Genomic DNA, 22,129 nt, shown 5'->3' on the forward strand with positions numbered 1-22,129 from the left:
GTAAACGGGGCGAAGGGGATATGCCGCAACCTCTCGGCTCCCCGCGAGCCTCTCGCATGGCACGTCCCCTCGCCCCCATTTACGGGGAGAGGGTTAGGGTGAGGGGCAGCGTCCGCGGTACGCATCGCTTATCGCTCGCGTCGCGTACCACGCTAGAACCGCACCGTAAAATCGGTGCCCTTGCCTACCTCGGACTTGACGATCAGCCGGGCGCGGTGGCGGGTGAGGATATGTTTGACGATGGCAAGGCCGAGGCCGGTGCCTTTCTTCGAGCGGCTGTCCTCGATGCTGACGCGGTAGAAGCGCTCCGTCAGACGCGGCACGTGCTCGGCCGGAATGCCCGGACCCTTGTCGATGATGCTGACCTCCACCGGGGCGCCGGCGCCGTTCTTCAGCCAGACGTCGACGATCCTGCCTTCCTGGCCATATTTGCAGGCATTCTCGATCAGGTTCTCGAAGACCTGGACAAGCTCGTCGCGATCCCCCAGCACCTCCACCTTGCCGTCGGGCAGATGCAGGTTGATGTCGACGCCGACGTCCCTGGCGAGCGGCCCCAGCGAGTCGCGGACATGGCCGAGCAGCGGCACAAGGTCAACCTTCTCGTCCGGCGCGATGTGCGATTTCAACTCCAGGCGGGAGAGCGACAACAGATCATCGACCAGCCTGCTCATGCGCGTCGCTTGATCGAGCATGATGCCCAGAAACTGCGCCTGCGCCTTCTGATCGTTCTTCGCCGGCCCCTGGATGGTTTCGATGAAGCCGCGCAATGAAGCAAGCGGGGTGCGCAGCTCGTGGCTGGCATTGGCGACGAAATCCGAACGCATGCGGTCGATGCGGCGGACCTCCGATATATCGCGGAAGGACAGGATGAAAAACCGCTCCCGCTGGCCCTCGGCCTGGAATTCGACAGGCGCGCTGCGGACGATATAGACGCGCTCGGACGGCAGCCGCTCGGCATGCTCGATCTGGTTCGGCGCGTTGGTGGCGATGGTTTCGCGCACCATGTCGAGCACGCCGGGCGAGCGCAGCCGGGCCGATATATGGGCGCCGAGCGCCACCTCGCCGAAGGCCTTTTCGGCGGCAGGGTTCTGGAACAGCACCGACGCGTCGTCCGACAGCACCATGGCGGGAATATCGAGCCCGGCGAGCGTGGCGGAAACGTCAGGCAGGCGGCTTGGCGGTGCTTGCGGCTCCGCTGCCGCCGGCTCGACCGGTTCCGCCTTGACGACAGGCGCCTCCTTGAACAGCGCGGTCAAGATCATGACGAGCAGGAGAACGAGCACCACCCACTTGTTCATCCCGGCGGCAAGGGCGGCAAGCGCGCTGAGGATGGCCGCAAGCAGCACCGGACGTTCGCGCCGGATGCGCGCCAGCAGGCTTTTTCTCCAGGGGATTTCGTCTTGCAAGTGGGCCTCGAGGCGTCGATTCGTTTTCTCTATATTGAACTCTGCCTGATAGCGGCAATTCATGACAGAAGTTTTCGGCTGGCGCCGGTCAAGCGAAAGACTTCAGCGCAGGCTCGGGAAAAATCACCGGCCAAAAGCGAAAGATTTGATTTTCAACGGCAAGTATGTTCGCCTACGGCAAGAGGACCACCAGCGCAGGAGGAGCATATGGGCGAGACTGTCGAAAGCAGGGCGGTGGAGCTCGACATCCGCGGCAAGAAACGCATCTTCGACGTCGATGATCCGGTCCTGCCGGACTGGGTGGAGGAAAACGCCCTCGAGTCCGGCGGGTTTCCCTACAAGAAGAAGCTCAACGAGGAGGACTATCTGGAGCAGCTGGAAAAACTGCAGGTGGAACTCGTCAAGGTGCAGTTCTGGCTGCAGGCTGCCGGCAAGCGGGTGATGGCGCTATTCGAGGGGCGCGACGCGGCCGGCAAGGGCGGCGCCATTTCGGCCTCGTCGGCTCACATGAACCCGCGCCTTGCGCGCGTCGTCGCGCTCGCCAAGCCGACCGAGCGCGAGCAGGGGCAATGGTATTTCCAGCGTTATGTCGCGCAATTCCCGACCGCAGGCGAATTCGTGCTGTTCGACCGCTCCTGGTACAACCGCGCTGGCGTCGAACCGGTCATGGGCTTCTGCACGCCGCAGCAATATGAAGGTTTCCTCAAGCAGGCGCCGCAGCTCGAAAAGATCATTGCCCATGAGGGTATCTTCTTCTTCAAGTTTTATCTCGATATCGGCCGGGAGATGCAGCTCAAGCGTTTCCATGATCGCAGGCACGATCCGCTGAAAGTCTGGAAGCTGTCATCGATGGATGTCGCGGCGCTGACGAAATGGGGCGATTACAGCGAAAAGCGCGACCGCATGCTCAAGGAAACCCATACTGATTTCGCGCCATGGACCGTCATCCGCGCCAATGACAAGCGGCGTGCGCGTCTGCAGCTCATTCGTCACATGCTCGACAGGATGGACTATGACGGCAAGGACAAAGCGGCACTCGGCGAGATCGACGAGGAGATCATCGGCTCCGGTCCCGGATTCCTGAAATAGGCCGCAGGCCGCTGGAAAGAGACGTCACTGCCCCGGCAGGATGCGGATCGCGAACAGGTTGATGCCGCGCGCCTTGCCGTCGAGATCGCTGTTGATGACAAGCGTACCGGGCGAATTCGGCGCCAGCGAGCGGTCGAAGCTCACCTGCAGCAGCGCATCCGACTTTTCGCGGGTGACGCTGAAGCGATGGCGGGCGCAATTGCCGAGCGACTGGAAATTGCATTCGACCGTCACCTGGGTCGGCTCATCGGTGGTCGATTGCAGCGTCAGCGCGATGGTTGAGGATTTGCCGGCGAGCTGCTGCAGTACAGAGGCGGGAACACTGACCGAAATATTGCCGTCAGCCGCACCGCTTTCGGAAATCAGGCGCACGGCCGGCCCGTCATTCTCAGTGATCTTTTCGGTGCGCGCCCGCGGGCCGCTTTTGATCTTGTCGACCTCGTCCGGCTTGAACACCGGGATCCAATCGGCCGAAAAACTATTCTGCGGATCGATGGTCACCGGCTGATCGGTGTGGGCGGCCGCATTATCGGCGCTGTCGTCATTGCCGGTGAAATCCTCCGGCTGGGTGCTGGCCGGCGGATTGGCGACGCTGGTGTCGCGCTCGGCCGCCGTCAGGAGCAGGCCCGACGTATAGGCCCACCAGGCGCCGATGCCGATGAAGGCGAGCAGGACGCACCAGACGAGAAGCCTCGAGAAGAACTTGCGCGGCTTGCGGCGGCCGGCCGCCCGCTCCGGACGGAAATCCATGTTGGCGGCGCGCTGGCCGCGCGCGAGCCGCTCGTCGCCGACCGGGTCGGCTGCGAGATGATCGGCATTGCTCGCATGCACGTCGTCGAGGCGCGACTCGTCGCTGCTGCGGTGCATGATGACTTCGGGCGCGCGGGTCTCGCCTGCCGCCACCGGGCTGTCGATCAGGCTGTCGATATCGGCCACATCGCCACGGCGAGCCGGCGGCATTTCGACGACGGGCGGCACCGGCACTTCAGGCGGTCTCTGGCGCGGGTGAAGCCGGTCGCGCTCCTCGCTTTCGATGGCGTGGATGGTGGTTTCCAGGCGATGGCGGTGATGGGCGACGGCATCGGCATCGGTGATATCCTGCTTGCGCAGGCCGGCTTCCAGCGCCTGGCGGGCCGATTGGTAGATCCTCGCTCGAACCTCCGGATTGTCGCGATCGGCATTTTCGAGCGCTGTTCTGATGGCCGTTTCTAATCCGCTCACGTCAAGTCCTTCACTTCGAACCCGGCATCGGACTGCCGTCCCCGCCGTTCTCCATCAAAATTCGGTAGCGGCAAGCGCGGCAAACCGCAAGCCTTGCAGTCCCGCCCGCCGCTGATCGGCGGCGATAATCGCCAGCTTTCGCGGCTCCCGGGGCATACCTTGCCCGCCATCTCCGCCTGATATATCGGCGTGAAATCGACGAAGACGTGGCGGCTGCTCTTTTATCGGCATTTCTTCTCTGTTATCAGTTTGACGTTTTCGTAAACGTCAATGCGAGCGGTAAACCATGGCCCTGCCCCCGATCCTCAAGGACAAACTCAGATTGCCGGTGATCGGCTCGCCGCTCTTCATCATCTCGCATCCGGCACTGACCCTGGCGCAATGCAAGGCGGGCGTCGTCGGCGCCTTTCCGGCACTGAACGCCCGGCCGGAAAGCCAGCTCGACGAATGGCTGGCGGAGATCACCGAGGAGCTCGCCCGCCACGATGCCGCCCATCCGCAACGGCCGGCCGCACCCTTTGCCGTCAACCAGATCGTCCACATGTCGAACAAGCGGCTGGAGCACGACCTCTCGCTCTGCGTCAAATACAAGGTGCCGATCGTCATCTCCTCGCTCGGTGCCGTGCCCGAGGTCAACGCCGCCGTGCATTCCTATGGCGGCATCGTGCTGCACGACATTATCAACAACCGCCACGCCCATTCGGCGATCCGCAAGGGCGCGGACGGGCTGATCGCGGTGGCTTCAGGCGCCGGCGGCCATGCCGGCACGCTGTCGCCCTTCGCGCTCGTCCAGGAAATCCGCGAATGGTTCGACGGGCCGCTGCTGCTTGCCGGCGCGATCGCGACCGGCGGCGCGATTCTGGCGGCAGAAGCGATGGGCGCCGACATGGCCTATATCGGCTCGCCCTTCATCGCAACTGAAGAGGCGCGCGCCGCGCCCGCCTACAAGCAGGCAATCGTCGACGGCGCAGCCAACGACATCGTCTACTCCAACTATTTCACCGGCGTGCACGGCAACTACCTCAAGCCCTCGATTATCGCCGCCGGCATGGATCCCGACAACCTGCCCCTCGCCGACCCCTCCAAGATGGATTTCGAGCAGGCGACCGGCGGCGCCAAGGCCTGGAAGGACATATGGGGCAGCGGCCAGGGCATCGGCGCGGTCAAGGCCGTGGAGCCGGTGGCCAAGCTCGTCGACCGGCTGGAGGCCGAATACAGGGCCGCCCGCGCCCGCCTCTCGCTCTGAGGGCCTTCCACACCCCGCCCTCTTTTTTGCCAAAGGCGTGACAGGGTGCTTGAAATCTTCAGACAATGCTTGTATCAGCGCCATGCAAATCGCAGGCCGCACTCTTCGGCCGCCAAATGCCGCTTTAGCTCAGTCGGTAGAGCACATCATTCGTAATGATGGGGTCACGTGTTCGAGTCACGTAAGCGGCACCATTTATCTGTACTAAGATGTTGATTGTGGAAATTCATTTCCCGTTCCTAATGTACTAAATCCACCTGTCGACCATCGATGGGCCCCGTTCAAACCTGCTTCTCGACAATGTGGCTGCCGTTCTATCCGAGCACGCCATTGCGATGGCCGAAAACATCGCCGACATGGAAGATGACGACGTGTGAGACCGACGGTGGTGCATCTTGCCGCCAAGGCGGGGAACTCAAAATGAGAAAAGGGGTTGCGCCAAGCGCCTTTGGGGACAGAAGTATTTCTGAGATTTCGCCAAAGGTGAATAAAGCAAAGACGGTAAGCAACAAAGCAACGACAATGAGGATTTCAGTTTTTGTCATCGTTAATCATGTAGCCATCTGGTTACCGGCGACAATCGGACTTAGGTCTGGAAACGCACCCCCGTCATCGACGATTGCTCAACCCCCAATTCTGCATCATTCCAAGGCATAAACCGCCACCTCATCAGCAACATCCCTCAGCCCCTTATATGAGGGTGCCGCGGCAAGAAACTGCTCCGCGAGGGTTTGCCGGGACATGGACGCCAAAGCGATCGAACGATTGGTGCGATTAGTAAGATCATCAGTCCGGGATAACAGACGCGAAGGGAACCAACGCGACGGTCGCGCCGTCTTCCAATGCAATTTCGAAGCAGTCGGCGTCAATTGGTCGCTTTGCCAAGATGCCTTCCGGAAGCATCTCTCGAGCCGCCTCGACTGCGTGGTCGTAGGTTTCCGCAGCACTGGCGAACTCCAGGCCTTCTGTATCCAGATCCAGCTCCTCCCCTCGCCTTAAATGGAGTAGAACTTTTGCATGAGCCGCTCCTCGAAGCAGCCAAACGACGCTGTCTCTCCGCGGGTTCCCACCGGGGCTCACAATGCCGTCAAAGCCCGGCGCGCGATTTCGAATCGAATTGATGTCGTTCGGCGCTAACATTATCAGCGCTCCTGAGAGATGTAGCCAGCGCAAAGGAGATGCATTGCCGAGGGTTACTGGGACGCCGTCTGTGTTAAAGTGATCCGACGTGTTTTCGATTTCGATTTGATCGGAGGTCTAAACCCGGCGCATTGAGCGTAGCAGGCGTCGGACCGTACTTTGCACCCGTCGCCGCCATAGAGGCAGTTGTCTCGCAGTTTGGCGTCTTGAAGGATAACGCATTGGTTGACGCAAGATTGGTTCAGGTTTTGACAGCTGGTTAATTCGTCAAGCGTGCAGCCCAACGTGTAACTAGTCGAGCAAATGCTTAGAATTCCAAGTAGCAAGAGACGCATCATACTAAGCCAGTGGAATATTATATTCATCTAATTATACAAATTATTCACATGCCAACAATAACAACTTATTATTAGTGTTTTAGCTGATCTTATAGACAGAAGGTTATATTTGACGCGGGATGGAGAGCGGAGTTCCAAGCGGCGGTGAGCGATACGCCCAGACCTATGCTGACGGGCAGGCAATGCGGTTTGGTGTGACCCGGAATTCGCAACGATCGACTTGCAAACAAATTGGCAGAGATAGAATTGTCAGCTTCTTCTCCGGCTTCGATCGCTTCTTCGGTTCCGCACATTGCCTGTGTACGCTTCCGCGCTACATATTCGTCATGACGCCGCGAATGCTAGGCTCAGGCACCTGAGAGGCTGCTGTCTCCCGCCAGAACGGAGGAGACGTATTGCTCTCGTCAGTGGCTCTATTGAACATCAGACTGGGGCGTAGATGAGTTTGGGTGATCGAGAAAAACGGGCTACTGCCCAGCTGGTACCGCCCGCTTATGATGCCGCAGCCTTTCTCGCGGCCATTATTGAATCGTCAGACGATGCCATTGTCAGCAAGAGCTTGTCCGGCATTGTCATGACATGGAACAAAGGTGCCGAGAGAATTTTCGGATATGCCGCAGACGAGGCAATAGGAAAGCCCATCACCCTTGTTATACCGGAGAATCGCCTCGATGAAGAGCCCGCCATACTTAGCAGAATCCAAGCCGGTGAACGTGTCGATCACTTTGAAACCGTAAGACGCCGCAAAGACGGCGAACTCATCGACATCTCTTTGACGATCTCCCCAATCAGAGACGGCAGTGGCGAAATCATCGGAGCATCGAAGATTGCCCGCGACATCTCGGAGCGGAAACGGGCAGCCGAGCACCGAGAACTGCTCCTCAGGGAAATGCATCACCGCGTAAAAAACCTGTTCGCGATCATCAGCAGCATTATCACGCTGGGTGCCCGGACCGCAGCAACGCCCGGCGATCTCGCCGCCAGGACCAACGACAGGGTAATGGCTTTGGCCCGAGCGCACGAGATAACGCTGCCAAGTTTAACAGAACAGCCCGTCGAGGTTCGGCCAGCCACGCTGTCTCAGCTTCTGTCGAATATCCTTGCACCTTACGACAACCGACAATGGGCGCTCCATGGCGAGGACGTCGAGGCAGGTCTAGAGAAGATCAGCACCCTGGCGCTGTTGTTTCACGAGCTCGCCACGAATGCGGCTAAGTACGGAGCGCTCTCTGTCAACGAAGGTACCCTCAAGATCGCAACTGCAATTTCGCCGGACACAATCGAATTGGTCTGGGTTGAAGCGAACGGACCGCCGACTACGGAGCCAAATCAAGCTCCTTCTGGCTTTGGAAGAATCCTGGAGCAAAGAATAGCACGGAGCCTTGGCATTGATATCCAGCGATCCTGGATGCCAGGGGGATTGTCCATTCGGCTTTTGCTTCCGCGCCTCGCGATCATGTAACGTCTGGCCGGACCGATGCTTGCGCCGTGACTATGGCCGGACGGAAATTCATGTGGAATTAAGCTGGCCGCTCAGCGCACAGGAGACGCATTGCCGGGGTTTGGCAAATCGCCGAGCAGCCTATTCAAACAGGACCAAACATTTCCTTCGTGCTCTAAAAACAGGTCAGCTCATTGGATCGCGGGATGGTTATCGTGAAGTGCCCCTCCACCCCACAGTTGGGCCGTGCGGAGGCAGTTTCCAATTCTCTGCGTGCGGTCCGACGCTTGATAAGATCGACGGTCGATGCTGTCCGAAACAATGTCCCGAGATCCCATCGGATCGAGCCATCCTATTCGCGCCCTTCCGCCGGAGGCGCAACACCATCCATCGAAGATTGCGGGCGCCTCTAGATCGCCACCTGCCTCTGCTGTGTCAGGCGTCTCCCGACCGTCTGACCGGGCAACTCGATGAACTTGTAGCCTACAAAGGACAAGACATAGACGATCGGAATGGTCACGATCAGCGTCACCAGCCAGCGTGCGGAGTTGCTGAGATCGGTATTGCCGATCAGCCAGGCGATCACCGGCTGCATGATAAGCAGGTGAATCAGATAGGCTCCGAACGAAAGTTCGCCGAGATTTCGAAAGAACGTGTTGCCGAGAACCGAATTGACCGAGCGGGAATAGCTGCCGCCGGAACCCGGAACCCGATCGGCGTGCACCAGGACAAAGAATAGCGCCACGATCCCGAGGCGCACACTTTCGTGCAGCACGGTCACATCGCCACCGACGGGGATGAGAACCAACAGAGCCGAGATTGCAAAAGCCAGGTATGCCCTGCCGTGCGACATCCACAGTGCACCGGCGAGCAGCATGCCGGCGGCGAAGATGTGCATTTTCATCGGAAGAAACGACGGCATCGGGAAGCGAAAACCGAGGTGATGGACCACCCAGGCGGCAGTGACGGCCAAGCCCACGGTGACCAGCGTGCCCTTCAGCCAACCCAGCCGACCGAGGACGATCATGATGAAGGGCAAAGCTGCATAGAATTGCATTTCCAGGCCAATGCTCCAATCGGGGAGCGCCGTGCGGAAAGCATGAGCCGGGGACAAGCCGAACAGGAAGGAGAGATGCATCAGGTAGTTGGTCAGGCTATCGTCCAAATAGCGGGATGCGGCTTGCGGCGGATTGCCGTTGAAAGCGTCAATGATCATCCTTGCCTGATAGATCTCGGACCCGGCGATGAGAGCAATTACCAGCATGACGTAATAGAGCGGTGCGATGCGGAAGAAGCGACGAGCCCAGAACACCGCCCATGTTTGCGGGCTCTCCCATGGCTCTCTGGCCTTGCGTCGCTGATAGTGGAACACCATCAGGAAGCCAGAGAGCATGATGAACAGGTCGACCCCCAGCTCGGGATCTCCGATAACAGGCACCTTGAAGCCCGTCAGTGCGCATGGCCGATCAGCACCCATAGCGCTGCCAAACCACGCAAGCCATCCAGACATTCAATTCGTCTCCCGCCCTTCATCGCGTCCATGAGATACTCCTGTCCATTCGTATCCGCGGGCAGGGTTAGCATCTTCGACGGCAACCGGATAGTGTTGAGTGAATTTTTATGGGCCTCGGCACAACTTGCGCGGGTTGACAGTCAATGAAGGGCTGGTGGCGTCAGGCTGCCCGCTGCGTCTATTCGACTGCGAAATATCAGAAGGAACATGCCGCTGCCGAACAGGTTCTCCCCTTGAGACAACAAGGATGGAGAACCTCATGTCCTGCAAACTCATCGCGATATCCCTCCTTTCGATCGGTCTTGCCGGCTCGGCTCTGGCCCAGACGGCGGGTAGGGCGAATTCTAGCGGGCGGCTTTCGGTGGCGCCTGTCATCGGCGGGTCGGGCAATACAGGCGCGGGTTCGGCCGGTACCGGCTCCGTCGGTGCGGGCTCGGCGGGCACGGGGTCCGTCGGCACCGATCCCGGCATGACCGGCAGCACCTCCGGCACTGGCGGCCTCGATCTCAACAGCGGCCCCAGCACGATCAATCCGGGCGGCGTCAATCCGGATCTCCAGCAGACGCCGGGCTGCACCGATGGCAGTGGCTCGCTCAACGAGGCATGTCAGCGGTGAGAATGGCGAGCGCCAGCCTGCCGCAGAATAAGGCCCCGCAATGGCGCCGGGCCGTCATTTCAACTGCCGCCGTTGACGTCGCGCAAAATGACGGCCGCCTAAGAGAATTGCTTTACCGGCCGCCATTCCGGTCGTACAAGAACAGCATCTCTCCGCAAATGGCGATCGCCACACCCAGCCAGCCTGCCGATATCTTCGGCGTCCGCGGAGCACCCGAAGAGGATCGTCATGTCGAATGCAGCGCATCGCTCGAACCGCGTGCTTGTCGTCGCGACCATCATGGTGGCGACATTCATGGTTGCCATCGAGGCGACGATCGTGGCGACGGCAATGCCGCGCATCGTCGGCCAGCTCGGCGGCTTTTCCTATTACAGCTGGGTATTTTCGGCCTTCCTGCTGGCGCAGTCGACGACGACGGTCATCTACGGCAAGCTTTCCGATATTTTCGGACGCAAGCCGGTTTTGATCGGCGGCATCCTGATCTTCCTCGCCGGTTCTCTGCTCTGCGGCTTTGCCTGGTCGATGATGTCGCTGGTGCTGTTCCGGCTGCTGCAGGGGCTCGGCGCCGGAGCGATCCAGCCGGTGACGATGACCATCATCGGCGACCTCTTCAAGCTTGAGGAACGCGGCCGCGTGCAGGGCGCGATGGCGACGGTCTGGGCGACGTCGGCCGTTGTCGGGCCGCTTGCCGGCGGCATCATCGTCGATACCTTCTCCTGGGCCTGGATCTTCTGGATCAACCTGCCGATCGGCATCGTCTCGATCATCGCCTTCATGATCTTCCTGAAGGAGGACGTCGCGCACAAGCAGGCGAGGATCGATTATCTCGGATCGGTGCTGTTTTCGATTTCGATCGTCGCCCTGCTCGTCATGCTGACGGAAACCGAAGCGAGCGCTTGGATCCTGCTGTCGCTCTTCGCCGTCTTCGTCGTCGCGGGGCTCTTCTTCGTCGCCCAGGAGAGGCGGGCGCCGGAGCCGATCATTTCGATCGCCCTCTGGAGCCGCCGGCTGATCGCGACCAGCAATGCTGCCACGCTGCTTGCCGGCATGGCGCTGATCGGCCTTTCCACCATCCTGCCGATCTATGTGCAGGGCGTACTCGGCCGTTCGCCTGTTGTCGCCGGCTTCACGCTCACCATGCTCATCGTCGGCTGGCCGCTGGCGGTAATGCTCTCCAGCCGCTTCTACAGGACCTTCGGCATTCGCCGCACACTGCGCGTCGGCAGCCTGCTGTTTCCGTTCGGCGCCTGCTTCCTGTTGTTCCTGACGCCCGAAAGCTCGCCGGTTCTTGCCGGCGCCGGCTCCTTCTTCATGGGCTTCGGCATGGGCCTGATCAGCCTGACGAGCATCGTGCTGGTGCAGGACAGCGTCGAATGGTCGATGCGCGGCAGCGCCACGGCTTCGATCATCTTCGCCCGCAGCCTCGGTAATACGCTCGGAGCCACGGTACTCGGCGCCATTCTCAATGCCGGCATCAGCCATTATGCGAGCGGCGAAACGGCTTCCGCCCTTCATAAAGCGCTGAACCAGCCGACCGGACTTTCGGCGCTCGCCGCCGATCCGGCGATCCGCAGCGTCTTCAACGCAGCCCTGCACTGGAGCTTCTGGGGCGTCGTCGTCGTCGCGGTGCTGACCTTCTTCACCACCTGGCTGATCCCCGTTGGCCACCGCCAGACGCGCGAAGAGCCGGCGGTGGCAGGCGAGGCAGCCTCGCATTGACACGGTTGCTCCTGACGGGGTGGCAAATTGCTGACAACGTTTCCTCCGTCATGCCCGGCCTTGTGCCGAACATCTAGCACCGCAGTTATTTAAGAGAAAACGATTTAATTTTCAGACACTTATTCGACGTGCGCAGATCCTCGACACAAGGCCGAACATGACGTCGCGCGTTTCCCCGCAAGTGCGGAAAACCGCTTCGCAGTTTTCCTGGAATTACCTTATCGGCGGTTCTCCAAAACGCGCAGGATCAAGTTTCGTCTTCCCTTGCGCTGGGCGAGATCGATATCGCTGACGAGCTTGGCGCCGCCCTCGCGCCGCTCCAAGGTGATCTTGCGGCTGTGGAAGGCTTCCAATTCGGCGCGATGCGCCACGCTGATGATGGTCGCTGTCGGCAATTCGTCGATTATCGTCTCCATCATCCTGTCCTGGCTCTTCTCATCGAGTGCCGAGGTCGCTTCGTCGAGAACGATGATATCGGGGGCGTGCAGCAGTAGCCGCGCGAAGGCGAGCCGTTGCTTTTCGCCGCCCGACAGGGTCTGATCCCATGGCGCGTCTTCCTCGAGCTTTTCGCTCAGATAATCCAGGCCCACTTTGGCAAGGGCGGTCTTGATTTCCTCCGGCGTCCAGCTGTCGGCGGCGCGGGGATAGGCCACCGCGCGGCGAAGCGTTCCGGACGGGATATAGGGCCGCTGCGGCAACATGAACAAGCGTCGGTCGCCGTGGAAATCGACGCTGCCGTGACCCCAGGGCCAAAGGCCGGAGATGGCGCGCACCAGCGTGCTTTTGCCGGAGCCCGATTCGCCTGCTACGAGCACCCGCTCGCCTGGTGCGATCTCCACCTGGGTTTCCTTGACCACCGCGGTACCGTCGTCGAGAGTCACCGAGAGATCGTTCAAATTCAGGATTGCATTGCCCTCTGTTTCACCGTGCTTGATGCGTCCCAAGGCATCGCTTTGTTCGGCCCGCTCAAGGCCGTCGAGCGACATCATCAGCGAGGCGACGCGTCGCGCACAGGCGTTCCAGTCGGCGAGACGCGGGTAGTTGTCGACCAGCCAACCGAAGGCCGTCTGAACGATGGCGAAGGCGGAGGCAGCCTGCATGACCTCGCCAAGCGTCATGCCGCCTGCGAGAAATTTCGGCGCGCAGAGCAGGAGCGGCACCACCGGGGCAATCAGCATCGATCCGTGCGAGACGAAAGTCGTGCGCATGTGCTGGCGGGCTAGCAGCGCCCATTGCCTGAGCACATTGGAAAATGTCTTGTCTAGGTCGCTACGCTCCTCTTCCTCGCCACCGAGCAAGGCGATGCTCTCGCCGTTTTCGCGCACACGGGTCAAGGTGTATCGAAGCTCGGCCTCCACCTGGTTCTTGACCTCCGAGACCTGGACGAAATGGCGGCCGATGACCGCTATCACGGTTGAGGTGATCACGGCGTAGAGCACCGCAGTGACGACGAGAAAACCGGGGATGGTGATGGTCGACCCGGCGAGCGGCAGCGTGAGCGCTCCACCGATCGTCCACAGCACGACGATGAAGGTCGAGGCCGATAGAAAGGCTGATATGACGCCGGCGATGAAATCGACCGGCGCTTCGGTGGCAATCCGCAAATCTTCCGAGATGCGCGCCTCAGGATTCTTGTGGTCGCCGCCGATGAGGTTCAGCTGATAATAACGACCGTTGGCCAGCCAGCGCGTGATCACCGTCTTCGTCAGCCAGGAGCGCCAGCGGCGCTGGATCATCATGCGAACATAGACTTGTGCGGTCACGAGAGCGACGCTTCCGAGCACGAGCGGCACGAAGACGGCACTGAGATAATAGACGGTGCCGGCGTCGTGCCGCTCTATCGCGTCGAAGATTCCGCGGTTCCAGCGGTTGATCCCATATTGGAAGCCGACATTGATGCAGATCATCGTCAACAGACCGATCGAGCATGGCCAGGCGAGCCTGTCGCCACCGCGGCCCCAGTAACGGCGGGCGCTGATCCAGAAACGCCTGAGCAAATATCGCTTGCGCGCCTGCTCTGCCTCCTCGGGCGTGAGCTGCGGACTGGGTTCGATGACATCCGGCGGCGCGATCTCGACAGTCGATGCCTTCTGCTGGCGCGACTTCTCGGCACCGTCCTGCTCGGTGCCGTCGACCGATTTCGGGTTGAGTGTAACGTCGGTCATAAGCACGATAACGGCTTACAAATCAGAAGGTTTCATGGCGCCGCGCCGACGTGGCGCTCGCATCAAGCTGACGTCTGCCGAGAGAGGCCCCTCAGGCGTGGTCGCTCATGGTCTGCGGCAGAGATTGCAGCAGGGTCTGACGGGCGGAGCGCAGGTGGACGCGGCAGGCTTTTCCGATCGCTGCCTGGTCGCCGGATTCCAGTGCGGCGATATAGTCCAGATGTTCGTGGATGGCGCGCTCGTTGCGCTCGCGGGCGGCGGTCTTGTTCCACTGGTAGTGATAGTGGAAGATGATGGCGATCGCATCGTAGAAATCGGCGATGAAGCGGTTCTTCGAGGCGCGGTGGATCAACAAGTGGAAGCGCTCGTCGAGGACGGAGAAATCCTTGAAACGCTGGTTGATGTCGGCAAGCATGGCGAGATGCTCCTCGCGCATGGCGGCAAGATCGATCCACGCTTGATTGTCTTTGGGAAGTCGGCCGAACTCGGCAGCCGAATGCAACTCGAACATTTCGCGGACATCGGCAAGTTCGAGCGCGAATTCGCGGGTGAAGCCCTTCAGCGTCCAATGACTGTTCGGCCGCTTTTCGATCAGGCCGAAGCGGGAGAAGCGGATCAGGAATTCGCGCACGCTCGTCGTGCCGGTGCCGATCTCGCGGGCAAGCTCCAGTTCGTTGATCTGCATTCCGGGCGCGGCATCGTCGGCAAGGATGCGCCGCATGAAACTACGCTCGATGATGTCATGCAGCGAATCCGTCTCTTCGGAGGGAAAAAGGTCACGGTCGGTGGGCTCGCGCAGCACGATCTTCTGGCGCTTGTTCCAGCGGATGATGCCTTCATCGCTGAGGCGGGTGAGGATGGCACGCGCGGTGGAGCGGCTGACGCCGAGCTGGGCGGCGATCTCCGGCTCCGACGGCAGCGCCGTATCCGTGCGCAGAGCCGCGGCATACCTGTTGTATGCTTCCTTGAAGACCGTGTTCTGCCTTGCCATCAGATCCCCCGCTTTCCGCCCGCGTGCCGGGATTTCCTTCCCGCTTCAAAAAGCGAAAAGGCGACCGACCGGAGCTTGTTCAAAATCCATTAGCGTATTTCCGATCGTCTGCGGCGCATTGCCTCCCTCGTCCACAGGATCAATATTCCCGTTGACTTGAAAATGTTTATTGTAGATAAAAAACAAAATCAATCGCATTCGCCGATGCAGCGAGCGTTTCCTTCAGGGAGAAGAGATTGGACAAACAGCCTTGGATCATCCTGTCGGCCGGCGACAATGTCGCGGTCGCAACGTCCGCCATCGCTGAGGGCTCGACGGTTGCCGGCGTCGAGGCCCGCCAGAAGATCGAACCGGGCCACAAGGTGGCGATTGCCGATATTCCGCTCGGTTCGGCCGTGGTGAAATACGGACAGGCGATCGGCCGCACCACCGCCGAGGTCAAGGCCGGCGACCATGTGCACAGCCATAATCTGCATTTCGAAAACGACCGGCTCGCCGTCACCGCCAATTCGGCACCGGAAGAAGCAACCGCCGAGGACAAGGCGCGCACCTTCATGGGCTACCGCCGCGCCGATGGACGGGCGGCGACGCGCAATTATATCGGCATCATCGCCAGCGTGAACTGTTCCACCACCGTCTGCCGGGCGATCGCGGACGAGGCGAACCGGACGATCCTGCCGCATTATGACGGCATCGACGGTTTCGTGCCGATCGTGCATGACCAGGGCTGCGGCATGAGCTCGACCGGCGACGGCATGAATGTGCTGCACCGGACGCTTGCCGGCTATACCAGGCATGTCAATTTCGGCGGCGTGCTGATGATCGGCCTCGGCTGCGAGGTCAACCAGCTGACGCTTTACGGACAGAGCGGCGCTGGCGCCTCCAAGCGCCATTTCAACATTCAGGATGCCGGCGGTTCTCGCCGTGCGGTCGAACGCGCCATGGGCGTGCTCCGCGAGATCGCCGCCGATGTCGGCAAGGAGAAGCGGGTTCCGATCTCGATCGGCGAGATCATCATTGGCCTGCAATGCGGCGGCTCGGACGGCTTTTCCGGCATCACCGCCAATCCGGCGCTCGGCGTCGCCGCCGATCTGCTGGCGGCGGCCGGCGGCACGGCGATCCTGTCGGAGACCTCGGAGATTTACGGCGCCGAACATCTGCTGCGCAGCCGCGCCGTCAGCGACGAGGTGGCGAGAAAGCTCGACGAGAAAATCGCCTGGTGGGAAGACTATGTCGCTCTGCATGGCGCCTCGCTCGACAACAACCCGTCGCCCGGCAACAAGCGCGGCGGTCTCACAACCATCCTGGAAAAGTCGCTCGGTGCGGTAGCCAAGGGTGGCCGCTCGCCGCTGACGGCGGTCTATGGTTATGCCGAGCGAGTGACAGCCCCCGGCCTCGTCTTCATGGACACGCCCGGCTACGACCCGGTTTCGGCAACCGGCCAGGTGGCCGGCGGGGCGAACATGATCGCGTTCACCACAGGCCGCGGCAGCTGCTTCGGCTGTCGGCCGGCGCCGTCGTTGAAGCTGTCGAGCAATTCGGCGCTCTATGCCTCGATGGAAGAGGACATGGACATCGATTGCGGCACCATCGCAACCGGTGACGCGACGATCAGCGGCAAGGGCCGCGAGATCTTCGACCTGATCGTCGATACGGCCTCCGGCAAGAAGACCAAGAGCGAGATCTTCGGTTACGGCGACAATGAATTCGTGCCTTGGCATCTCGGCGCAACGCTCTAGATGCGATGCTAAGCTTTTGTTTTTATAGAATTCCCGAGGGGGCGTGATGAAGACGAGACGGATCGGCAAGACCGGCCTTGAGGTGACGGAGATCAGCTACGGCGCAGCGCCGCTCGGCGGTCTCTACCGCGCCTGCCCGCGTGAGCAGGCGATGGAAACGCTACAAGCGGCCTGGGACAGCGGCATCCGCTATTTCGACGTCGCCCCCTGGTATGGCCTCGGCCTTGCAGAACGGCGCGTCGGCGATTTCCTGCGTGACCATGCGGACGGTGCCTACGTGCTTTCCACCAAGGTCGGGCGACTGCTTCGGCCGGTGCCGACGGGAACGGTGCCGGATTACAGCTATGTCGATCCGCTGTCCTTCGATGCCGATTACGACTATTCCTATGACGGAATCATGCGCTCGGTCGAGTTCAGCTATGCGCGTCTCGGCCTCAACCGCATCGACATTCTCTACGTGCACGATATCGGCGTCTATACGCATGGCGCGGCGAAGAACGCGGTCTATCAGAAGCAGCTGCTCGATTCCGGCGTGAAGGCGCTGGAAGAGCTGAAGTCTTCCGGCACGATTTCCGCCTTCGGCCTCGGCGTCAACGAAGTGCCCGTCTGCCTCGACGTCATGCGCCATGCCGATCTCGACTGCATCCTGCTGGCCGGCCGCTATACGCTGCTCGACCGTTCGGCGGTTGACGAACTCCTGCCACTCTGCCGGGAGAAGGGCACGTCGCTCGTCGTCGGCGGCGTCTTCAACTCCGGCATTCTCGCCACCGGCCCGGTGCCCGGCTCGCATTTCGATTATATGCCGGCAGACGAGGAGGTGCTCGCCAAGGTCGGCGCGATGGAGGCGATCGCCAAGAGCCACGGCGTGCCGCTCGCGGCCGCCGCCATGCAGTTTCCGCTGCGCGATCCGATCGTCGCCTCGGTGCTGATCGGCACGGCCAAGCCCTCGAGCCTGACGCGTAACATGGAAACGGTCGCGACGCCGCTTGCCGACGGCATCTTTGCCGAATTCGAACCCTATACGCTCACTGCGCCGCCGCTCGGCACCGAAGCCGTCCGAGTCTGAGGAGATATTATGCTTAGAGGTATTCATCCGCTGCTCGGGCCCGACCTGCTCCATGCGCTGAAGACGATGGGACATGGCGACGACATCGTCATCGCAGACGCCAATTTTCCCGCCGGCTCGATGGGCCCGCCGGTCATCCGCGCCGATGGCGTCAGCGCCACCGACATGGCCGCAGCAATCCTGGCGCATATGCCGCTCGACACTTTCGTGCCGGAAACCGCATGGAGGATGGAGGTCGTCGGCGACCCCAGCGCCGTGCCCGAAGTGTGCGCGGAGTTCCAGCAGATCGTCTCGAAGCGCGCCGGCGATTTTGCCATCGTGCCGGTGGAGCGCTTCGCCTTCTACGCGATGGCCCGCAAGGCCGCCTATATCGTCGCGACAACGGAGTTCCGGCTATACGGCAACTTGATTTTGAAAAAGGGCGTCGTGCACCCGCACGAGATCGATCTGACCTGATAGCTATTTTAGGCTATCGTAGTAATGAAATAAAATCAGGTGCTTGGAGGGAGTCTTCCGGAGTAAAAAAGCGCATTCGACGCCCTTGCAATTTGAATGCGCCTCGGCTAGCTTCTGCCTGCAAATGTTTTTTATCGATAAAAACCTTCCGCCAGCGTTCAGCGGTCCGGTTTACTTGGAGGAGAACGCATCCTGAGAGGAGAACCTTTATGAGCATCGTGAAATCCCTTCTGTCCCGCCGCGCCTTTACCGCGCTGGCAGGTGCAGCCGTCATCGCCACGGCAATGCCGGTCACGTCCTTTGCCGCCGATGTGACGATCCCGATCATCGTCAAGGACACGACGTCTTTCTACTGGCAGATCGTTCTGGCCGGCGCCCGCAAGGCCGGCAAGGATCTCGGCGTCAACGTGCCGGAACTCGGCGCACAGGCCGAATCCGACATCAACGGCCAGATCAGCATTCTGGAAAACGCCGTCGCCGGCAAACCGGCCGCTATCGTCATCTCGCCGACCGAGTTCAAGGCGCTCGGTAAGCCGATCGACGAAGCCGCCAAGTCGGTTCCGATCATCGGCATCGACTCAGGTGCCGACTCCAAGGCATTCAAGTCGTTCCTGACGACCGACAACGTCCAGGGCGGCCGCATCGCCGCCGACGGTCTTGCCGCCGCGATCAAGGAGATGACAGGCAAGGAAGAAGGCGACATCGTCATCCTCACCAATCTTCCCGGCGTCGGCTCGCTCGAACAGCGCCGCGAAGGCTTCCTCGATCAGATCAAGACCAAGCATCCCGGTCTCAAGGTCATTGCCGACAAGTACGGCGACGGCCAGGCAACCACCGGCCTCAACATGATGACCGACCTGATCACGGCAAACCCGAAACTCGTCGGCGTCTTCGCCTCGAACCTGATCCTGGCGCAGGGCGTCGGCCAGGCGATCGCCGAAAACAAGCTCGGCGACAAAATCAAGGTCATCGGCTTCGACAGCGACGACAAGACGGTCGGCTTCCTCAAGGACGGCGCCATTGCCGGCCTCGTCGTTCAGGACCCCTATCGCATGGGTTATGACGGCATCAAGACCGCGCTTGCCGTCTCCAAGGGCGAGAAGGTTCCGGAAAATGTCGACACCGGCGCCAATCTCGTCACCAAGGCGAACATGTCCGACCCGAAGATCGACGCGCTCTTGAACCCGAAGATCAAGTAAGACGACAGACGGCCGCGCCGGCTTCCAAAAACCGGCGCGGCCTTTTCCATCCATGGTATGGTTCACCAGGGCTGGAGCAGACGCGACAAGAGGAGGAGAGGTCCATGATCGGACTGGAAGAGGTCAGTCATCGCCACGATGACAGCGCCACGCTGAAAGAAGCCAATCGCATCGCCGCCGGATCGCCCATCCTCGAACTCAAAGGCCTGCAGAAGAATTACGGTCACGTGCAGGCGCTGAAGCCGGCGACGCTGACCTTCCTGGCCGGCGAAATCCACGCCATCGTCGGCGAAAACGGCGCCGGCAAATCAACCCTGATCAAATTGCTCACCGGCGTCATCACCCGCACGGCCGGCGAGGTACTGTGGTGCGGCCATCCGGTGGGATTATCGACGCCGAACGAGGCGATCGCCCGCGGCATCAACGCCGTCCACCAGGAAGTGGTGCTCTGCCGGCACCTGACGGTCGCCGCCAATCTCTTCCTCGGCGACGAGGTCAACCGCTACGGCCTGATGCGCAAGAAGCAGATGGAGAAGATGGCGCAGGCCGTGCTCGACGATCTCGGCTTCGGCCTGCCGGCCGGCGCGCTTTTGAGTTCGCTGACGATCGGTCAGCAGCAACTGGTGGCGACGGCACGCGCGGCGATGCGCGGCACGCAGTTCCTGATCTTCGACGAACCGACCGCCTATCTCACCCGGCAGGAATCGGCGCAGCTGTTCAAGCTGATCCGCCGCCTGCAGGGCGAAGGCGTCACCATCGTCTATATCAGCCACCGCATGGAGGAAGTCTTTGAGCTCGCCGACCGTGTCTCGGTGTTGCGCGACGGCACGCATGTCGGCACCCGCCTGATCGGCGAGACTAACGATGCCGAGCTAATCGCGTTGATGATCAATCGCTCGATCGAACAGATCTACCACAAGGAAGAGATTGCCATCGGCGAGACTATCGTCGAGGTCCGCGGCCTCTCCGGTCCCGGATTCGAGGACGTTTCGCTCAGCGTCAAAGCCGGGCAGATCGTCGGACTCTACGGTCTGATCGGTGCCGGACGCAGCGAATTTGCGCTCGGCCTCTACGGGCGCCAGCCGATCAGTGCCGGTGACATCCAGTGGATGGGCAAGCCTGTTGATATCCGCAATGAACGCACGGCGATGGAGCTCGGCATTGCGCTGGCGCCCGAAAGCCGGCGTGACCAGGGGCTCTGCCTCAACCTGCCGATCGGCCTCAACATCAACCTGCCGGTGTTCGGGCGGTTGAGCCACGGGCCTGTGATCAATCACGCACGCGAATCAGCCAATGCCGACAAGCAGATCCGCGATCTCAGCATCAAGACGCCGAGCCGGCGGGTTCCCGCTTCCAGCATGTCGGGCGGCAACCAGCAGAAGATCGTCATCGGCAAGTGGCTGAGCCATGGCGCGCGGCTGTTCATCTTTGACGAGCCGACCGTCGGCGTCGACGTCGGCACCAAGGCTGAGATCTACCGGCTGTTCGCCAAGCTTCTGAAGGAAGGAGCGGGCATCATCCTGATCTCCTCCTATCTGCCGGAGGTCTACGAACTGGCCGACCGGCTGCACGTCTTCCGCGGCGGCAGGCTGGTCGCGAGCCATGATTTTCACGCGGCGACGCACGAACAAGTGCTCAGCGAAGCGATCGGCGTCTGAGCCAGAAGACTGGAGCAATTCTAGCAAAAGTGTGAAGCGGTTTTGCGTCCGGAATTGCGTAAAAACACATTTGATAGAGCGTTTCTGCGGTTCGGAGAAAACGGAAATGCTCTAAGAGGGAGAAAATTCATGACTGTCACCCCCACCGAAATCGTCGCGCCGCCGCCGCGCCGGAAAATGAACATCCTGTTCGGCCTCACACTGATCGGCCTGCTGGTCTTCCTCTGGATCGTGCTCGGCTTCGTCACCGCCAGCTTCTGGACGCCGCTCAATATCTCCAACCTGCTGCGCCAAGGCGCAATGACGGCGATCCTGGCGCTCGGCCAGACCTTCGTCATCATCACCGCCGGCATCGACCTGTCGGTTGGCGCAATCGTCGGCTTCTGCACCGTCATCATCGCCTGGCTGCTGCAGGCGGGTGTGCCGCTCTGGGGAGCGATCGCGCTGACGCTCGCAATCGGTGTTGCGATCGGCGCCTTCCATGGCTTCGGCATCGTGCATATGGGCCTGCCGCCCTTCATCATCACGCTGGCGACGCTGACCTCGCTGCGCGGCATCGGCCTCCTGATCACCAACGGTTCGACGATCAGCATCACCGACGAGAGCTTCAGCAATTTCGCCCGCGCCGATTTTCTCGGCATTCCTAGCCTGTTCTGGATGGTCATCCTGGTGGCGGTGCCCTCCTTCGTCTTCCTGCATCTGAGCCGCTGGGGCCGCTATCTCTTCGCGGTCGGTTCGAATGCGGAAGCCGCGCGGCTTTCCGGCGTCAACGTCAAGGGCATGATCTACCTCGCCTATATCCTCTCGGCCGGCTTTGCCGCCTTCGTCGGCGTGCTGCTCGCCTCGCGCATCGCGATCGGCAATGCGACACAGGCCGACGGCTGGGAACTGCAGGCAATCGCCTCGTCGGTTATCGGCGGCACCAGCCTGTTCGGCGCCGTCGGTTCCGTGCACGGCCCGCTGATCGGCGCCTTCATTCTCGCCACCATCAACAACGGCGCCAACCTTCTGAACGTCAATTCCTTCTGGCAGCGCATCATCACCGGTCTGCTGATCATCGTGATCGTCTTCTTCGACCAGTTGCGCCGCCGCAAGAGCAGCTGAGCGGCGGGCAGGAAATCGCCGC

18 protein-coding genes and 1 tRNA gene are annotated in these 22,129 nt (G+C 61.0%); 12 read left to right on the forward strand and 7 right to left on the reverse strand.

What is annotated here, in order from left to right:
• Positions 1-152: 152 nt before the first annotated feature.
• Positions 153-1,373, reverse strand: coding sequence for a phosphate regulon sensor histidine kinase PhoR (phoR, locus tag AC13QO_RS26945; protein WP_488542421.1), 1,221 nt, complete (start codon positions 1,371-1,373; stop codon positions 153-155).
• Between the two features lie 240 nt (positions 1,374-1,613).
• Here phoR and ppk2 point away from each other — a divergent pair, with 240 nt between their 5' ends.
• Positions 1,614-2,495 (forward strand): polyphosphate kinase 2, encoded by an 882-nt coding sequence (ppk2, locus tag AC13QO_RS26950; protein WP_285191805.1) that lies wholly within the window; start codon positions 1,614-1,616, stop codon positions 2,493-2,495.
• Positions 2,496-2,519: 24 nt separating this feature from the next.
• On the opposite strand, the gene AC13QO_RS26955 is transcribed toward ppk2, so the two are convergent.
• The gene (locus AC13QO_RS26955) at positions 2,520-3,716 is read right to left on the reverse strand and encodes a regulator (protein WP_488542405.1); all 1,197 of its coding nucleotides are present in this window, start codon (positions 3,714-3,716) and stop codon (positions 2,520-2,522) included.
• Positions 3,717-4,002: 286 nt separating this feature from the next.
• Here AC13QO_RS26955 and AC13QO_RS26960 point away from each other — a divergent pair, with 286 nt between their 5' ends.
• Together AC13QO_RS26960 and AC13QO_RS26965 are read left to right on the forward strand one after the other, a co-directional pair.
• Positions 4,003-4,962 carry an NAD(P)H-dependent flavin oxidoreductase gene (locus tag AC13QO_RS26960; protein ID WP_488542406.1) on the forward strand — a complete coding sequence of 320 codons (960 nt, stop codon included), beginning with the start codon at positions 4,003-4,005 and terminating at the stop codon, positions 4,960-4,962.
• 118 nt (positions 4,963-5,080) lie between these two features.
• Positions 5,081-5,156, forward strand: a tRNA-Thr gene (locus AC13QO_RS26965).
• Positions 5,157-5,276: 120 nt separating this feature from the next.
• On the opposite strand, the gene AC13QO_RS26970 is transcribed toward AC13QO_RS26965, so the two are convergent.
• Both AC13QO_RS26970 and AC13QO_RS26975 read right to left on the reverse strand, forming a co-directional pair.
• A complete protein-coding gene (locus AC13QO_RS26970; RefSeq protein WP_141504965.1) occupies positions 5,277-5,507 on the reverse strand; it encodes a hypothetical protein in 231 nt (76 codons plus the stop codon).
• Between the two features lie 241 nt (positions 5,508-5,748).
• Positions 5,749-6,102 carry a DUF6894 family protein gene (locus tag AC13QO_RS26975; protein WP_488542407.1) on the reverse strand — a complete coding sequence of 118 codons (354 nt, stop codon included), beginning with the start codon at positions 6,100-6,102 and terminating at the stop codon, positions 5,749-5,751.
• Between the two features lie 777 nt (positions 6,103-6,879).
• On the opposite strand from AC13QO_RS26975, the gene AC13QO_RS26980 reads away from it, so the two are divergent.
• Positions 6,880-7,902, forward strand: a complete 1,023-nt coding sequence (locus AC13QO_RS26980) for a PAS domain S-box protein (RefSeq protein WP_488542408.1) — start codon at positions 6,880-6,882, stop codon at positions 7,900-7,902.
• A gap of 388 nt (positions 7,903-8,290) precedes the next feature.
• Here AC13QO_RS26980 and AC13QO_RS26985 read toward each other — a convergent pair whose 3' ends face one another.
• A complete protein-coding gene (locus AC13QO_RS26985) occupies positions 8,291-9,391 on the reverse strand; it encodes an acyltransferase family protein (protein ID WP_488542409.1) in 1,101 nt (366 codons plus the stop codon).
• Between the two features lie 262 nt (positions 9,392-9,653).
• Between AC13QO_RS26985 and AC13QO_RS26990 the strand changes: the two genes are divergently transcribed.
• Together AC13QO_RS26990 and AC13QO_RS26995 are read left to right on the forward strand one after the other, a co-directional pair.
• The gene (locus AC13QO_RS26990; protein WP_488542410.1) at positions 9,654-10,010 is read left to right on the forward strand and encodes a hypothetical protein; all 357 of its coding nucleotides are present in this window, start codon (positions 9,654-9,656) and stop codon (positions 10,008-10,010) included.
• 228 nt (positions 10,011-10,238) lie between these two features.
• Positions 10,239-11,729, forward strand: coding sequence for an MDR family MFS transporter (locus AC13QO_RS26995; RefSeq protein WP_488542411.1), 1,491 nt, complete (start codon positions 10,239-10,241; stop codon positions 11,727-11,729).
• A gap of 218 nt (positions 11,730-11,947) precedes the next feature.
• On the opposite strand, the gene AC13QO_RS27000 is transcribed toward AC13QO_RS26995, so the two are convergent.
• On the reverse strand, positions 11,948-13,894 hold the full coding sequence (locus tag AC13QO_RS27000; protein ID WP_285191830.1) for an ABC transporter ATP-binding protein/permease: 1,947 nt from the start codon (positions 13,892-13,894) through the stop codon (positions 11,948-11,950).
• Positions 13,895-13,985: 91 nt separating this feature from the next.
• Complete coding sequence (locus tag AC13QO_RS27005; RefSeq protein ID WP_285191831.1) at positions 13,986-14,885, reverse strand: GntR family transcriptional regulator; 900 nt, start codon at positions 14,883-14,885, stop codon at positions 13,986-13,988.
• Between the two features lie 236 nt (positions 14,886-15,121).
• Between AC13QO_RS27005 and AC13QO_RS27010 the strand changes: the two genes are divergently transcribed.
• From AC13QO_RS27010 to AC13QO_RS27035, 6 genes are all read left to right on the forward strand, one after another.
• On the forward strand, positions 15,122-16,624 hold the full coding sequence (locus tag AC13QO_RS27010; protein WP_085776814.1) for a UxaA family hydrolase: 1,503 nt from the start codon (positions 15,122-15,124) through the stop codon (positions 16,622-16,624).
• A 46-nt stretch (positions 16,625-16,670) separates the two neighbouring features.
• The gene (locus AC13QO_RS27015; RefSeq protein ID WP_488542412.1) at positions 16,671-17,690 is read left to right on the forward strand and encodes an aldo/keto reductase; all 1,020 of its coding nucleotides are present in this window, start codon (positions 16,671-16,673) and stop codon (positions 17,688-17,690) included.
• 9 nt (positions 17,691-17,699) lie between these two features.
• Entirely contained in the window at positions 17,700-18,146 is a 447-nt protein-coding gene (locus tag AC13QO_RS27020; RefSeq protein WP_285191833.1) for an RbsD/FucU family protein, read from the forward strand.
• A 209-nt stretch (positions 18,147-18,355) separates the two neighbouring features.
• Positions 18,356-19,345, forward strand: coding sequence for an ABC transporter substrate-binding protein (locus tag AC13QO_RS27025; protein WP_085776812.1), 990 nt, complete (start codon positions 18,356-18,358; stop codon positions 19,343-19,345).
• 104 nt (positions 19,346-19,449) lie between these two features.
• On the forward strand, positions 19,450-21,003 hold the full coding sequence (locus tag AC13QO_RS27030; RefSeq protein WP_085776811.1) for a sugar ABC transporter ATP-binding protein: 1,554 nt from the start codon (positions 19,450-19,452) through the stop codon (positions 21,001-21,003).
• A 129-nt stretch (positions 21,004-21,132) separates the two neighbouring features.
• The gene (locus AC13QO_RS27035; RefSeq protein WP_085776810.1) at positions 21,133-22,107 is read left to right on the forward strand and encodes an ABC transporter permease; all 975 of its coding nucleotides are present in this window, start codon (positions 21,133-21,135) and stop codon (positions 22,105-22,107) included.
• Positions 22,108-22,129 lie beyond the last annotated feature (22 nt).

It is taken from the genome of Rhizobium sp. CNPSo 3670 (assembly GCF_057784555.1).